This is a genomic window from [Clostridium] saccharolyticum WM1 (genome assembly GCF_000144625.1).
Taxonomy (GTDB): Bacteria; Bacillota; Clostridia; order Lachnospirales; family Lachnospiraceae; genus Lacrimispora; species Lacrimispora saccharolytica.
Map to the genome: position 1 here is coordinate 585,737 of NC_014376.1, position 15,759 is coordinate 601,495.

The window sequence follows — 15,759 nt, forward strand, 5'->3', positions numbered from 1 at the left end:
AGGACTTGTACTTTTTGGCGTTTTGATATATACTATATACTGTATACAAAAAAATAAAAAAGTACAATCTGAAGGAATTAAAGTGAGGGACGTTTGCCTATGATAAGACATCTGGGATTAAAAGCATACGGAAAGGTGAATCTGGGGCTTGATGTTTTAAGAAAACGGGAAGACGGATACCATGAGGTACGGATGATCATGCAGACCGTAGGCCTTTATGATAAAATTGATATTTATTTAAAAGAGACACCGGGAATCGAGGTGGTTACAAACCTATATTATCTGCCGGTGAATGAAAATAATCTGGTTTATAAAGCGGCCCGGCTGCTTATGGATGAATTTCATGTCCTTCACGGTGTCCGCATTCACTTAAATAAATTTATTCCGGTTTCTGCCGGCATGGCCGGGGGGAGCAGCGATGCGGCAGCCGTTCTGTTTGGAGTCAACAAGATGTTTCAGCTTGGCCTGACAAGAGAAGAATTGATGGAACGGGGGGTAAAAATCGGGGCAGATGTGCCCTACTGTCTCATGAGAGGGACTGCCCTTAGTGAAGGAATCGGAGAAATCCTGACCCCTTTGCCGGATATGCCCCAGTGCCAGATCCTCATAGCAAAGCCAGGGATCAGCGTATCAACAAAGTTTGTCTATGAACATCTGGATTTATCTGTCTTAAGGAAAGAGGACCATCCGGACATTGACGGCATGATCCAGGCGATTGGGAATCATAACATTTACCAGGTATCGGAACGCCTTGGAAATGTGCTTGAGACGGTTACTATTCCGGAATATCCGGTGATCGCCCGGATTAAGGATAAAATAAAAGAATTGGGAGCGGTGAATGCCATGATGAGCGGAAGCGGTCCCACAGTATTTGGCATATTTACCAGCCCCAGGGCCGCACAGCAGGCTTATGAGGAATTGAGATACGGCGAAGCAAAAAACCTGGCAAAGCAGGTTTATCTGACGAATTTTTACAATACCAGGGAGGTTACCAATGAGCAATGATTTAAAGGTTAATATGAATGAATATCTGCCGCTTCGGGACGTGGTTTTTAACACACTGCGGCAGGCGATTTTAAAAGGAGAGCTGGCGCCGGGAGAGCGGCTTATGGAGATCCAGCTTGCGGAACGCCTTGGAGTCAGCCGCACCCCCATCCGGGAAGCCATCAGAAAGCTGGAACTGGAAGGTCTGGTGCTAATGGTACCAAGGAAGGGAGCGGAAGTCGCTAAGATCTCAGAAAAAAGCTTAAGGGATGTTTTGGAGGTCCGCAGATCCTTAGAGGAGCTGGCCATAGAACTGGCCTGCCAGCGCATGAACCGGGAGGCAGTGGATGAGCTTGAAAAGAAGCAGGAGGAGTTTAAGAACGCCGTTGAAAACGGAAATGCTATGGAAATTGCAGAGACAGATGAGGCCTATCATGATGTGATATATAAAGGGACCTGCAATGACCGTCTGGTGCAGATGATCAATAATTTAAGGGAGCAGATGTACCGTTACCGTTTGGAATACATTAAGGATGAGGACAAGCGCCAGATTCTTCTTCTGGAGCACGACAACATATTAAAGGCGGTCAGACAGCGGAAGGTCCAGGAAGCAAAGGAAGCCATGCGGGAGCATATTGATAATCAGGAGATTACCGTATCAAAGAATATCAAGGAACAGGAATAAGAAGGAGAGGTATCTTATGTCATTTAAGGAGAAGTATCTGGCCGGTGAGATAGAATTTGAAGCGATTGATGATTTTATTGAAGAATGGAATAACGGCAGCACCCCTGAAACCCTTGCCCGGTTTCTCGGCCTTAATGAAGAGGAAGAGGATGTATGGATTGAGGAAAGTGATGAAGCCTTAAAGGAGCTTATAGACAGGAAGGCCCAGGGTCATACTTCTATGCCCGGATAACTTGGGTTGTAATAGGAAAACATAAACAGAATTGGAAAAATTATAAAATAAATATAACCTTTCTTGACAAGGTGACAACGTATCATTATAATAAGTGGCATATTGTCACCTTGATGTGATTCTAAGGATTCACATGAAGTAACGGAAAGGAGAGGTGAAAAAATGCCAACGGAGCGGTTTTATCATCTTCCGGCAGCAAAAAAGAAAACAATCCGCGACGCCGCGTTGGGAGAGTTCACACGGGTGCCGTTTGAAAAGGCTTCTATCAATAAGATAATCCAGGCCGCAGGAATATCTAGAGGGAGCTTTTATACTTATTTTGAAGATAAGCGTGATGTCCTTGGTTACATTTTTGAAGATGCCGCTGAAAAATTTCAGAATGGCTGGGTGCGCTGCGCAGAAAGAAACGGCGGCGATCTTTGGAAGACGGCGGAATCATTTTTGTATTACAGCATAGTTCATACGGAGGAAAATGTACTGCAGCTGGTTAAGAACATTGTTGACAGTGAAAAGATGTTCGGCGTGACCAACCGCTTATGTAAGGAAAACACCCAGGGCCAGAAGGAAATGCAGGAGATGATGTATCATTCCATCGATACATCTGATTTTAAAGACCAAAGCATAGAAACCTTTGGAAAGCTGGTAACCATGATTTTCTTTGAACTTGCCCATTGCATGGGCTGGTACTATCATCATCCGGAAGATGAAGAAAAAATTAAGAAACTTTTCCGGGAAAAATTAGAAATTCTGCAATATGGAATTCGTAAACAACCGTTACAATCTTAATATGGCTAAATAAGGAGTTCAACATGATAAAGAAGAAAACATTCATTATTGCAGGGGCAGTTGTCATTGTGGCGGCAGTGGCAGGACTGACTTTTCCAAAGCTGATGGAAGGAAAAAAGAAAGAGCTTGTGGCAGAGGTTCCGCCTGCCGTGACCGCTGAAAAACCTCAGGTCAGGACCATTGAATTAAGCAGTGAGCTGGTCGGGACCATAGAGCCGGACAGCATTGTCCATGTTATGCCCCTTGGGGCCGGTGAGGTCACAAGTGTTGGGGTGAAAACCGGCGATTTGGTATCTGCGGGCCAGCTTCTCTGTGTCATCGACACAAAGCAGGTGGAAAGCTCCGGAATTACCATGGAGACCACCAGAATCACCTATGAAGACGCGAAAAAGAATTTAGACCGGATGACGGTTTTACACGCAGCCGGAGATGTGGCGGAGGCGGATTATCAGTCTCTGGTTGATAAGGTGGAAATGGCAAGGCTCCAATATGAGAATGCCAAAATTGCGTATAAGATTCAGACGGATAGCAGTCAGGTAACGGCTCCTATATCTGGACGGGTGGAAAGCTTTAATATCAGCGTACATGATATGGTGTCTCCCCAGACCACCCTTTGCGTCATATCAGGAGAAGGGGGGAAATCCCTGACCTTCTATGTTTCAGAACGAATCGTAGGAGGATTGAAGGCTGGAGATACCATCAAAGTAGAAAAGAACGGAACCAATCATGAAGCGTCCATTACGGAAGTGAGCACTATGATTGACCCGGCAAGCGGTTTATTCAAGGTAAAGGCATCCATTCCCAACGGAGATTCTCTGGCAACGGGAACTTCCGTGAAGCTATACGTTGTTTCCCAAAGGGCGGAAAGTGTCCTGACGGTTCCGGTTGACAGCGTTTATTATGAGGGCGGCAATCCCTTCATCTATACATATGCTGATGGAGTTCTAAAGAAAAATGCAGTGACCGTAGGATTATCAGACAATGAGTTCATAGAAGTCCAAAGCGGCATCTCCGCGGATGATCAGGTAGTGACCACATGGACCAGTGAGTTGTATGATGGTTCCAAGGTAACCCTTGTTGAAAATAGCGGAAATAAACCAGAGGCAGCAGAAGGCACGGCAGAAGCAGAAGGAACCGAGACGGAAGCTTCCGGTCCTGCACAGTAAGGGGGCGGTATTATGGGAATTACCAAAGGCGTTTTAAAGAGGCCCGTAACCACCATCTTAGTGGTATTATGCTTGTTTGTATTCGGTTTATCCTCTGTTTTATCCTCGAAAATGGAGCTGACGCCGGAAATGAATTTTCCAATGCTGCTGATCAGCAGCGTTTATCCGGGAGCCAATCCTGAGGACGTGAATGACCTGGTTACCAGACCGGTGGAAGAGGCGGTGGGAACCCTTTCCGGAATTAAGAATGTACAGTCCAGTTCCCAGGAAAATGTTTCCATTGTGGTGTTAGAGTATGAGTATGGTTCGGATATGAATAAAGCATATTCGGATTTAAAAAAGAAAATGGATAACCTTGATTTGCCCGATGACGTGGAAACGCCCAGCGTTATGGAATTCAACATCAATGAAATGCCTGTGGTGACTCTGGCAGTAAAGGATCCATCCCAGAACAATCTATACAATTATGTAAACGATAAGATCGTACCGGAATTTGAGAAGATTTCTTCCGTTGCCAGCGTAGGCATGAGCGGAGGACAGAAGGGCTATGTGAGCGTCCGCCTGATCCCGGAAAAGATGAACCAGTATCATCTTACCATGAACTCCATCAGCCAGGCAATCAAGGCGGCTGATTTTACTTATCCGGCAGGAAATACGGGAGTAGGTAAAAGAGATCTGTCAGTCAGCACGGGAGTCGAGGTAGGAAGCGTTGAGAGTCTAAAAAAGGTTCCGGTAGTAGCTGGTGACGGAAAAACCATTTATATGGAGGATATTGCCGATATTACGTCAACCTCTGAAAGCCAGGAAGCAATCGGACGGTATAATGGGGAAGATACCATTACCTTATCCATCAATAAGCAGCAGAAGAACAGTGCGGTGGATGTGTCAAAATCTGTGACCAGGACCATTGAAACCTTAAAAAGGGAGTTCCCGAACCTGGATATTGTAGTTATTGACGATACCAGCGATCAGATCACTTCCGCACTAAACAGTGTTAAGAATACCATGGTCATGGCTGTTGTCATATCCATGATCATTATTTTCCTGTTCTTTGGAGATATAAAGGCCTCTCTCATTGTAGGAAGTTCCATTCCAGTATCCATTCTGGTGTCTCTGATCTTAATGGCGGCCATGGGATTTTCCCTGAACGTTATCACCATGAGCAGTATTGTTCTTGGTGTGGGAATGATGGTGGATAACTCCATCGTTGTGATGGAGAGCTGTTTCCGTTCCCAAAAGGGCACCGGATTCCGGGAATATATGCAGGCAGCACTGGAGGGCACTGGAGTTGTACTGCAGTCTATTCTTGGAGGAACCATTACGACCTGTGTCGTATTCATTCCTCTTGCCCTCCTGGAGGGTCTGACAGGTCAGATGTTTAAGCCCTTAGGCTATACCATTGTATTCTGTATGCTGGCGTCCCTGCTTTCAGCCATCACCATTGTACCGCTGTGCTACAGCCGGTTCCGCCCTGTTGAAAAACAGAATTCTCCAATGGGCGGACTTGTAAAGGCTTTGCAAAACGGGTACCGAAGGATCGTGGATAAGCTGTTAAACAGGCGGGCTGCGGTTATGATCGTGTCGGTTCTGCTTTTGATCTCCTCTTTTGTCCTGGCTACCAGGCTGGGCTTTGAGCTGATGCCGGAGGTGGATCAGGGAACGATCACCGTTACTGCGGAAATCAAGCCGGGACTTAAAGTGGAAGAAGCAGATAAAATCTTAAAGAAGCTGGAAGACATCGTAACCAGCGAAGAAGATTTAAAATCCTATATGGTCAGCTATGGCGGAAGCGGCCTAAGCTTCAGCGGTGCAAAAAATGGAACCCTGACGGCATACTTAAAAAGCGACCGGAAGCTGTCCACAAACCAGATGGTCAATAAGTGGAAAAAGGCAATGAACCAGCTGCCCGACTGCAACGTCACTGTGGAGTCCACTTCCAGTATGAGCAGAATGAGCAGAATGAGCAGAATGAGCAGTAAGAAGGATTTTGAGGTAATCCTTCAAAGCTCCCAGCTGGATAAACTGAAAAGCGTTTCAAAGCAGATGGTGGATGAACTGACTCAAAACCCCCAGCTGATCAAGGTTCATTCGGACTTGGAAAATGCGGCACCTGTTGTCAAGGTACGTGTTGACCCCATAAAAGCGGCGGCTGAAGGCATTGCCCCTTCCAGCATAGGCAGTTTGTTAAACGGTATGCTGAGCGGTACCAAGGCCTCCACCATGGATGTGGCAGGTCAGGAAGTTGATATTAAAGTGGAATATCCGGAGGATTCCTATGATACTCTTGATAAAGTAGAGGGAATCATGATTCCCAACAGCTCAGGAGGGTCTGTGGCACTTACGGACATAGCAGATATCGGTTATGAAGACAGTCCTACCGCTATCAACAGAAAGAACAAACAATATCTGGTTACCATAACAGGATCCTTTACCGATGTGGTCAAAACAGCAAAGGATAAAGAGGCAGCAAAAAAGAATATTGATGAAACGATTGTTAATAAGTATTTAAATGACATGGTTACAAGGGCAAAAAACAGTGAGGATGAATCCATGCAGGAGGAATTTTCCAGTCTGTTTAAGGCAATTGCGACTGCCATATTCCTGATCTTCATCGTAATGGCAGCACAGTTTGAATCGCCCAAATTCTCTCTGATGGTTATGACGACCATACCTTTCAGCTTAATTGGTTCCTTTGGATTTCTGGCGGCTGCGGGAGTTGCCATCAGCATGCCGTCTCTCCTTGGATTTCTGATGCTCATCGGTACGGTGGTAAACTCCGGTATCCTATATGTGGATACGGTGAACCAGTACCGGGCTACCATGGATAAGCGGACCGCTCTGATCGAAGCAGGGGCAACCAGACTCCGCCCCATCCTTATGACGACCCTTACCACAGTGGTAGCCATGATTCCTATGGCTATGGCCATCGGAAAGAACGGGGAAACCATGCAGGGTCTTGCTCTGGTAAACGTAGGCGGTTTGACAGCTTCCACCATACTGTCGCTGCTCATGCTTCCGATTTATTATTCCCTTATGAGCGGTAAAACGGATAAGAACTTATTGCCGGATTAAAAGGCTGCAGGGAACCGGGTCTTTTATAAATCCGGTTCCCTGCTGGAAGAAAGTGGATTTCATCTTCTAAGCATGATATGTTAATATATTGGCAGGAATACAGCATAAAAATCCCAGTTAAGGAGGATTAAGGATGAGAAAATGGAAACAGATAGGTGCATGTTGTCTTGCGGCAGTGCTTGCTGTCATGGGCCCGGCATCCACAGCCTGGGCCGGAAGCCCGGAGTTTGCAAGAACTCCTGAAGAATGGGCAAGGCTCAGGGATAATGTGATGGAATACGAAGAACTGGCTGGCCTGATCCGTGAATATAATGTGTCAGTCCAGAAAAACCAGTTGGATATGAATGACAAGAAAAAGGATGACCGGATCACCAGTGATCAGAATGCCCAGTATTACCGGGATGCGGCCTATGATTACAGAAGCAACATCTCAGGAGAAGATCCCTACAGCGATGCAAGCAATGCGGCAAATGCCAACCGGGCGGAAGCTGCGGCAGATTCCAATGTGGAGGATATAAAGGTATACCAGCTTACCTATGACCAGGAGGAAGCCAATCTAGTGGCATCGGCTCAATCCGCGATGGTCACATATTTTCAGCAGAAGTATGAGCTGGAGAGTACAAAAAGCAGCCTGGAGCTTTTGGCGGCTGTGTACCAGTCTACGCTGGTAAGACAGAGTGCGGGCATGGCTACCCAGGCGGATGTGCTGGGGGCCCTGGAGAGTGTTCAGAGTACTCAGACTTCCATCGACAAGCTGACTTCCTCTATCGAAGAGACCAGACAGAAGCTTTGCGTCATGCTGGGCTGGAAATACAACGATATGCCGGAGATCAGGGAAATACCTGCTGTGAACATGGAACGCATTGCGGCCATGAATCCCGACACAGATAAGGAAGCTGCTTTAAGCAACAACTATACCTTAAAGATCAATAAAAGAAAGCTGGAAAATGCCGTGGGGGATGTGACGAAGCAGACCTTGAACAGGACCATTGCCAGCAATGAACAGAATATCGGTTCCGATGTGACAAAATGTTACCGGGCTGTTCTTCAGGCAAAGGCGGCTTACGACCAGGCAGGAGCAGAACTTGCCCTGGAAACTAAAAATATGGATACAGCACAGAGGAAATTCGACTTGGGCTCTTTGAGCAGACTGGATTATGTAAAGCAGAAAAATGCCTATGATACAAAGAACATTGCCATGAAGACAGCAGAGCTTACTTTGTTCCAGGCGGTTCAGAATTATGATAATGCAGTAAACGGACTGGCTTCGGCAGGAGGTTTATAAAAGATGAGAAAGAAAGGCTATTTACCTGCCTGTATGGCAGTGACCCTTGCTCTCTCCTCCGCTTTGCCGGTTTATGGGGCAGCAGGACCCGGACAGACGGTAATATCCATTCCAGCCGGGATGACGGAGGAACAATGGAACAAACTCCAGGATCAGACCATAGAATTTGAAGAGCTCTCAGACAGGGTAAGGTATTTTAACCCAGACTTACAGAACATTGTTGATTCCGCAGGAAATGAGAAGAGCAACCAGCAGTACGTCTATGACGAGATGAAAATATATATCCGGGATCTCAATGACAATGCCAAATCCCTGAAAGATTCAGGTGCCGCAGATACCGACGCCGGAAAGCAGGCATATCAGGCTTTAAAAGATGCGGTTAAGAAACTGAATAACGGTGCTGAGACTCTGGACAAAGTGATCAAACGGATTGATAAAGGGGTCAATAAAAACGTAGACCGCTATTCCAAAACCTTCTCTTCTGCCGTAGGCCAGATCATGATAGGCTATAACAGCGCCCTGGCTAACCGGGCAATGGTCCAGAAGGTGCTGGACGTCAGCAAGGCAGGCTATGAAGCCCAGACCTTAAGCTTTCAGCAGGGCATGGCCACGGAAGCAGATGTCCTGGAAGCCAATAAAGGAGTGCTGGCGGCGCAGGCCTCACTGGAACAGCTTGATAACACCATTGACGGCCTGAAACGTTCCCTGTGCCTGATGACCGGATATCCGGCAGATGCAGAGATTCAGATCGGAGGGATTCCTCAGCTGGATCTTTCCCATATTTCTTCCCTGAACCTGGAGGCGGACACGGCAATGGCTCTGGGAAATAATTACACTTTGATTGAGAAGCGCCACGGAGGGTCCGGCCGGACGACCACAGGCGTGAAAAACAAGGAAGCCAGTCTTTCTGAGGAAGAGCAGAATGTTACGGTTGCCATGCAGTCCTATTACCAGGGAATCCTTCAGGCGAAGTCCGCTTATGATGCTGCCTGTACCTCTTATGAGAAAGCGGTCCTGGAAAAGAATAAGGCAGACCGTTCCTATCGGCTGGGCATGGTGAGCAAGTTGGGCTATCTCCAGTCCCAGATGGCATTTTTACAGGCCGAGGGTGCAAAGGAGAGCGCTTATAACACCCTGTATCAGGCCTATGATACGTACCGCTGGGCGGTGGAGGGGATCATTAATTCTTCGGAACAGTAGGCTTTGGCTTGCTGGAAAGCAGCTCCGCCAGCTTAAAACGGATATGGATCTTCGGGCTTTCCCGGCTGATCCTCTTATAATCAGATTCATCCATGGAGCTTCTTAAGATTTCTTTGGAAGTATCCGGTACAACTGCATAGGAAGAATCTGTAAAACAAAGAGGAGGATAAAGGACGCACCACCAGTTGCGTCCTTTTCCTTCGCCTATTTTTACACGGACAGCCTCATAATTACCGCAGGGAAATACCATGTCACCATAGGTTTTGGTAGGAAAATAACAATTGGTCAGTTCCATATGTGCAGGATAATCATATCCCAGTTTTTTCATGTAGTGTTCTGCCTTTTTTTCCAGGCTGTCCTTGTGGGAAAGGACATAGCTTTTTGTTTCCTCCAGGGATGCTTTTTCTCCCAGTTCCTCATAAATTGAATTGAGCAGCATGGTGCGCACTTTTAATTTCAGGTTCTGGTCATCAGAACGGTCGCTGTTTGCCAATACGTGAAAGCGCAGGATTTCCGGAGCGATCCTTGCGGCCAGGGCTTCCTCTTCCCGCCTTCCCCCTGACAGGGTCAGTAAAAATGCAATCAGAAAACAGGTAATACATAAGCATAAATCACGTTTCTGTTTCATTGGTGTTCCTCCTTTTTTCTGGAATCTATTTGTAATTGTTACCATATGTGCTATAATATAAACACTGTAAAATTGAGAAATTTGTAAGGAGATCAAAATGGGTAGAAAAACTGCGGTTGTATTATTTGGCGGCCAGTCATCAGAGCATATTGTATCCTGCATGTCGGTAGTCAATGTGATTAACCATATAGATAGAGAAAAGTATGAGGTTGCTTTGATTGGAATCACAGAAGAGGGCCGGTGGATCAAGACAGATTCTGTAGAAGATATTGAAACGGGCACATGGAAAAACGGGACCGTTTCTGCTGTCATTTCTCCTGATGCCACTATGGGAGGCATAATCTTACTGGATGGGGAAAAAACAGAAGTACTTAAGGCTGATGTGGTATTCCCTGTGCTTCATGGACTTCTGGGAGAGGATGGAACCGTACAGGGGCTTTTAGAACTGGCAAGAATTCCTTATGTGGGCTGCGGAGTACTGTCTTCTGCTGTTTCCATGGATAAACTATATACGAAGATTATTGTAGATGACCTGGGAGTCACTCAGGCGGCCTATGTACCGGTGATGCGCCATGACTTAAAGGATATGGATTTGGTGGTAGGTAAGGTGGAGGAAAGGTTCTCTTACCCTGTGTTTGTAAAGCCCTCCAATGCAGGCTCATCAAAGGGTGTGAGCCGGGCAGAGGATCGGAAAGAGCTTATGGAAGCCTTGACGGAGGCAGCGGTCCACGACCGCAAGATTCTGGTGGAAGAGATGATCGTAGGCCGGGAGATCGAATGCGCTGTGTTTGGAGGGGGAAATCTGCCGGCGGAAGCTTCCGGGGTAGGAGAGATCCTTGCTGCAGCGGAATTTTATGACTTTGATGCCAAATATTACAACTCTGATTCCAGAACAGTAGTGGACCCGGTGCTGCCTGAGGGGGCTGCAGAACGGGTGAAAGAAGCTGCCAAGGCGATTTTCCAGGCAGTGGATGGTTACGGCCTGGCCAGAGTGGACTTTTTTGTAAAAGAGGACGGCAGTGTGGTATTCAACGAGATCAATACCATGCCCGGATTTACGGCCATCAGCATGTATCCCATGCTTTGGGAAGCGGCCGGAATGAATAAGGATGAGTTGGTGGGCCGTCTTATGGAGCATGCGATGGACCGTTACCGGTTATAAGATATTTTATATGCGGGAAAGGACCGGCCTGCGGCATACCTTTATGCCCAGAAGCAGGGCGGAAAAGAGAAATGCCTGCGGCATACCTTTATGCCTAACAAGCAGGGCGGAAAAGAGGAAATGGAATGGCAGACAGAAATTCGCCCATAGGGGTGTTTGATTCCGGTGTAGGCGGCCTTACGGTCGCCAGGGAGATTATGCGGCAGATGCCGGATGAAAGGATTGTATATTTCGGAGATACGGCAAGAGTACCCTATGGCAGCAAATCCTGCAGCACAGTGATCCGCTTTACCAGGCAGATCATCCGTTTTTTGCTGACCCAGGATGTAAAGGCGATTGTGATCGCCTGCAATACCGCTACCGCCTGCGCTTTGGAAGCGGTGGAAAAAGAAGTGGAAATTCCCATTGTTGGTGTAATCCATGCAGGGGCAAGGACCGCCGTAGACTCCACAAAAAACGGGAAGATCGGCATCATTGGAACGGAAGGGACCATACGGAGCGGGGTCTACACCAGAGTAATGAAAGAAATGAGAGAGGATATCGATGTGACAGGAAAGCCGTGTCCTCTTTTGGTTCCCCTGGTGGAGGAAGGGCTTTTGCATGATTCCGTTACGGATGAAATCGCTTCCAGATATTTAAGTGAATTAAAGGGAAAATATATAGACACACTGGTATTGGGCTGCACCCATTATCCCCTGCTGCGTTCTACGGTTGGAAGGCTTATGGGGCCAGAGGTGACTTTGGTGAACCCTGCCTATGAAACTGCCCTGGAATTAAAACAGATTCTAGAAGGAAAAGACCTTCTGTGCGGGCAGGAAAGCAATGATGTGGAAAAATACCACTTTTATGTCAGCGACCTGGCAGAGAAATTCACCAGCTTTGCCGCTTCCATTCTTCCGGGACAGGTAAAAGAGACAAAGCAAATAAACATTGAGGAGTACTAAAGGAGTTTTGACTATGACAAGAGATGTTCTCATCAGCATCAGCGGAATGCAGATCGCAGAGGATGACAGCAATTCCGTTGAGATGATAACGGCCGGTGATTATTTCCTGAAAAACGGCAATCACTACATCCTGTATGACGAGATCCAGGAAGATACAGGGGGAGTGACAAGGAACACCATTAAAATCCGCCAATCTGGGCTTGACATTATAAAACGCGGTACCTCCAGCGTTCATATGACCTTTGAAAAAGATAAAAAAAATATGTCCTGTTATGCAACCCCCTTTGGTGAGCTGATGATCGGGATCAGCACAAAGGATATTCTGATTGATGAAGAAGAAGACCGTTTAAAGGTAAGGGTGGCCTATTCTCTTGATATAAATTACCAGCATGTGTCGGAATGCAACATTGTGCTGGATATTCACTCCAAGGCCACAGCGGATTTCCGACTTCTGAACTAAAAAAGACATATGCCATTTTGGCATTATGCCTTTTTTAATCCTTTAGGGAAAGCATTCTTTTAGTAAAGGGATCGCTCCGTATTTTCCTAAAAGATAGTCCTTGGAAAAACTGGCGTCAGACCGGACCTTTATGTCTGCCAGGGTGTAGAGTCTGGATTCATGATACTCATTCATATCTACGAAAGCGACTTCATCACGGCGGAACTGCTGGTTATTTAATATGGAAATATCATAGGTTGTAAACAGGATCTGTATGTTTATATTTTTATCCTGCTGAAAGGTGTCAATAAAAAATTTTATTACAGCTGGATGGAATTCGTTTGATATATTATCAATGATCAGAACGCCTCCCCTTTGGGACAGATGGTATACCTGTATGAATAATTGAAGATATTTCATTGTGCCCAGGGACACTTTTGTATAATCCATATACTGCATCCGGTACTGGCCGGTGTCCCGGGATTTCACCAGGTATCCAAGTTTCGGGACCCCCTTATCAACAATAAATTCTTCTGCGGGGATTCCCAGTTTTCTTAGCTGGGCCAATGCATAATTAAGGGCGTCCGGATTTTCAAGGGCCTTGTATACCCTTCCATCCATAATCAAATGACCTGCAAGCTGAAATGGTTCAAGGAAATCGCAGTAATAAGCGATCTGCTTGGAAAAAAAGGTTTCAAAAGGTTCCATAAAGGCCGTGATTTCAGGAATATCAAGGCAAGATAAGATCGAACAGAATAAACGGTCCTGATGAGGGTGGATCCCTGCCTTCTGGCGCAGGACCTTTTCATATTGTCGTCCAATGGTAATCTCATCCTCATTCCGCGTAAATACCACATGATTGTCCACAGCCATATTTTCCGTGAGAATTTTCCTGTTGAGGACAGAAAAGCCGTATTCATAGACCCGCTGTCCGCTGATAAAGGAAAGTTCCATTTCCGTGGGCTGAGTATTGGTTTCCTCATCCAGGAACGGAAGGATCTTGTCCAAAGAACTGATCTGAAGGAGGGACATAAAATGTTTTCTAGGAATGTCTTCCATTGAAAAAAGCTGCCAGAAAATAAACGAATGGAAGCTGGTAAAGGCGAGAAAAAGATTGGTTTTCCCGCTGGAGTTAGCCCCATATACGGCTAGTGTTTTAATCAGTTTTTTATTGCCTGCCTTTACCAGATGGTCTGGGTGTTCCTTGTAATTAACCGCCTTCATATCAATATAAGTTTCATCCAGAAAGGAACGGAAGTTTTTAAAGCGAAAAGAAATTATCATGGTATATTATCCTCCTTTTCGAAATTATACTGTAAAATTATGTAAAAATAAACAAGAATGCAAAAAAAGTTGATTACCATGTGATAATTTCGTCAAGAAGCTGCTGTTGTTCCTGGCTGGAACGGGTAAGATAGATTCTTGTAGTCTCAATGCTTTCATGCCCCATTAAATCGGCTAAAAGAGAGATATCATTAAAACAGGCTAAAAAGTTTTTTGCAAAACGGTGACGGAAGGAATGGGGGTAAACCGTGTCAGGATCGATCCCATACCGCTTCGCCAGATGCTTTAGCTGAGAATTAATGCCTCTGGGAGTGATCAGACGTCCGTCTTTATTTAGAAAGAGAAAGCCGCTTCGCTTGTCCTTATCATGGCACCATTCCAGGGCTTCCTGGCATAAAGAATCCGGAAAATAAATGCGTCGCACCTTTCCGCCTTTGGAATAGAGGTCCAGATACCCCAGGTTTAAATGTTCCACCTTGATCTGCACCAGCACACTGACCCTTGCGCCGGTCGCTGCCAGAAATCGGACGATAAAATACCAGAAGTAATTTTTTTCTTCTTTTAACTTTCCTTTTAATAGCTCATAGTCTTCATTTGAAATAACGGAGTCCATAAAGGTTTTTTGCTGGACTTTCACGGAAGGCAAATGGTATGAGGCAATGAATGTGTATTCTTCTCCGCTGGTTTCGGTCAGAAACCGTGAATAATGGTTCATGGCATGGATCCGCTGATTGACGGTTGCCGGACGATAGTGGCTGATTAAGTAGTTCTTGTACCGCTGGAGGCTTTCCGGTGTAATTTCCTTATTCAGGCTGAAAAAAAGGCGGACACTGCCCTCGTAGGCGGTAATCGTATTGTTAGACAAATTCTTTTTCTTCAGAAATTTCTTATAATCATTAAGTAATTCTTCATTTTCCATAGTTTTCTACCAATTTACAATCTGATTTACAATCTGTTTTTGTTCTGTGCTGCTGCGGTGAAGATAGATTCTTGTGGTTTCGATGCTTTCATGCCCTAAAATATCAGAAAGCATGGATATGTCCCCGCAGTTTTCAATAAAGTTTTTTGCAAAACGGTGGCGGAAGGAATGGGGGTAAACCACGTTGGGATCCAGGTCATAGAGAACGGTAAATTTTTTCAGCTGCCCGCGGATCCCGGCAGGCGTAATAGGATCCCCATAACGGTTTAGAAATACGTAACCGCTTACCCGGTCAATCTGGTTCAGCCATTTCAATGCATCCACACGAAGGCTTTTTGGGATGTAAATCCTTCTTATTTTATTATCCTTGGAGTAAATATCCATATGGCCGCATTTCACATGCTCTACCTTGATCTGTACCAGTTCACTGACACGGACGCCGGTGGCGGCCATAAAGCGTATGACAAAGTAATACAGCATGTTTCCGGACCGTATGAGACATTTTTTTAAATATTCGTAATCTGCCTGACTGATGACGTTTTCCAGGAAGGTCTTCTGCTGGATCCGTATCATCAGCATTTTAGAAGATGACAGCTTTAATGACTCCATATAGCAGTTGAGAGCTCTGATTCTTAAGTTAACGGTTTGGGGCTTATAATGCTCCATAAGGTAACATTTATAAAGCATCAGGTTATCATGGCTGATCACATGATATAATCCGAGAAATTGTTTTACTGCGTATAGATACACGTGAATGGTGTTGGAGGACATGTTGTTAAATTCCAGGTAGTCATGGAAATCATCGAGGCTCTGTTCTACGGGGCTTTTATTCTCTGCTTCTGAACAAGTTACAGCGTTTGTTGTCATATTATTTCTCCTCCTTGTATCATGATGCAAAAATAGTTTACCACAAGTATATAAGTAAAGTGCAAATAAATCAAGAAAATTTCGAAAAAATAGTAAAAAATATTGG

The 15,759-nt window shown here is 45.7% G+C and carries 15 protein-coding genes; 11 read left to right on the forward strand and 4 right to left on the reverse strand.

The annotated features are described in order from the left end of the window. The first annotated feature begins 99 nt into the window (after positions 1 to 99). The 8 genes from ispE to CLOSA_RS21610 all read left to right on the forward strand — a co-directional run bounded on the left by ispE (position 100) and on the right by CLOSA_RS21610 (position 9,410). Complete coding sequence (ispE, locus tag CLOSA_RS02685; RefSeq protein WP_013271253.1) at positions 100 to 1,005, forward strand: 4-(cytidine 5'-diphospho)-2-C-methyl-D-erythritol kinase; 906 nt, start codon at positions 100 to 102, stop codon at positions 1,003 to 1,005. Continuing rightward, positions 995 to 1,669, forward strand: a complete 675-nt coding sequence (locus CLOSA_RS02690) for a GntR family transcriptional regulator (protein ID WP_013271254.1) — start codon at positions 995 to 997, stop codon at positions 1,667 to 1,669. The genes ispE and CLOSA_RS02690 overlap by 11 nt, the downstream gene beginning before the upstream one ends. A gap of 16 nt (positions 1,670 to 1,685) precedes the next feature. Then, complete coding sequence (locus CLOSA_RS02695) at positions 1,686 to 1,901, forward strand: hypothetical protein (protein ID WP_013271255.1); 216 nt, start codon at positions 1,686 to 1,688, stop codon at positions 1,899 to 1,901. 162 nt (positions 1,902 to 2,063) lie between these two features. After that, positions 2,064 to 2,687, forward strand: a complete 624-nt coding sequence (locus CLOSA_RS02700) for a TetR/AcrR family transcriptional regulator (protein ID WP_013271256.1) — start codon at positions 2,064 to 2,066, stop codon at positions 2,685 to 2,687. A 23-nt stretch (positions 2,688 to 2,710) separates the two neighbouring features. Next, positions 2,711 to 3,853, forward strand: coding sequence for an efflux RND transporter periplasmic adaptor subunit (locus tag CLOSA_RS02705; protein WP_013271257.1), 1,143 nt, complete (start codon positions 2,711 to 2,713; stop codon positions 3,851 to 3,853). Between the two features lie 12 nt (positions 3,854 to 3,865). After that, the gene (locus CLOSA_RS02710; RefSeq protein WP_013271258.1) at positions 3,866 to 6,925 is read left to right on the forward strand and encodes an efflux RND transporter permease subunit; all 3,060 of its coding nucleotides are present in this window, start codon (positions 3,866 to 3,868) and stop codon (positions 6,923 to 6,925) included. 133 nt (positions 6,926 to 7,058) lie between these two features. After that, positions 7,059 to 8,210 (forward strand): TolC family protein, encoded by a 1,152-nt coding sequence (locus CLOSA_RS02715; protein ID WP_013271259.1) that lies wholly within the window; start codon positions 7,059 to 7,061, stop codon positions 8,208 to 8,210. A 3-nt stretch (positions 8,211 to 8,213) separates the two neighbouring features. Beyond that, a complete protein-coding gene (locus CLOSA_RS21610; RefSeq protein WP_013271260.1) occupies positions 8,214 to 9,410 on the forward strand; it encodes a TolC family protein in 1,197 nt (398 codons plus the stop codon). On the opposite strand, the gene spoIIR is transcribed toward CLOSA_RS21610, so the two are convergent. Next, the gene (gene spoIIR, locus CLOSA_RS02725) at positions 9,391 to 10,038 is read right to left on the reverse strand and encodes a stage II sporulation protein R (RefSeq protein ID WP_013271261.1); all 648 of its coding nucleotides are present in this window, start codon (positions 10,036 to 10,038) and stop codon (positions 9,391 to 9,393) included. The two genes, CLOSA_RS21610 and spoIIR, sit on opposite strands and share 20 nt — an antisense overlap. A gap of 97 nt (positions 10,039 to 10,135) precedes the next feature. Here spoIIR and CLOSA_RS02730 point away from each other — a divergent pair, with 97 nt between their 5' ends. The 3 genes from CLOSA_RS02730 (at position 10,136) to CLOSA_RS02740 (ending at position 12,604) form a co-directional block, all read left to right on the forward strand. Continuing rightward, positions 10,136 to 11,200, forward strand: a complete 1,065-nt coding sequence (locus CLOSA_RS02730) for a D-alanine--D-alanine ligase family protein (protein WP_013271262.1) — start codon at positions 10,136 to 10,138, stop codon at positions 11,198 to 11,200. 125 nt (positions 11,201 to 11,325) lie between these two features. Next, positions 11,326 to 12,144 carry a glutamate racemase gene (gene murI / locus CLOSA_RS02735; RefSeq protein ID WP_013271263.1) on the forward strand — a complete coding sequence of 273 codons (819 nt, stop codon included), beginning with the start codon at positions 11,326 to 11,328 and terminating at the stop codon, positions 12,142 to 12,144. Positions 12,145 to 12,157: 13 nt separating this feature from the next. After that, positions 12,158 to 12,604, forward strand: coding sequence for a DUF1934 domain-containing protein (locus tag CLOSA_RS02740; protein WP_013271264.1), 447 nt, complete (start codon positions 12,158 to 12,160; stop codon positions 12,602 to 12,604). Between the two features lie 42 nt (positions 12,605 to 12,646). Here the strand turns inward: CLOSA_RS02740 and CLOSA_RS02745 are convergent, their stop codons facing one another. The 3 genes from CLOSA_RS02745 to CLOSA_RS02755 form a co-directional block, all read right to left on the reverse strand. Then, on the reverse strand, positions 12,647 to 13,867 hold the full coding sequence (locus tag CLOSA_RS02745; protein ID WP_013271265.1) for an AAA family ATPase: 1,221 nt from the start codon (positions 13,865 to 13,867) through the stop codon (positions 12,647 to 12,649). Between the two features lie 73 nt (positions 13,868 to 13,940). Further along, the gene (locus tag CLOSA_RS02750) at positions 13,941 to 14,786 is read right to left on the reverse strand and encodes a tyrosine-type recombinase/integrase (protein ID WP_013271266.1); all 846 of its coding nucleotides are present in this window, start codon (positions 14,784 to 14,786) and stop codon (positions 13,941 to 13,943) included. Positions 14,787 to 14,792: 6 nt separating this feature from the next. Beyond that, entirely contained in the window at positions 14,793 to 15,653 is an 861-nt protein-coding gene (locus CLOSA_RS02755; RefSeq protein ID WP_013271267.1) for a tyrosine-type recombinase/integrase, read from the reverse strand. Positions 15,654 to 15,759 lie beyond the last annotated feature (106 nt).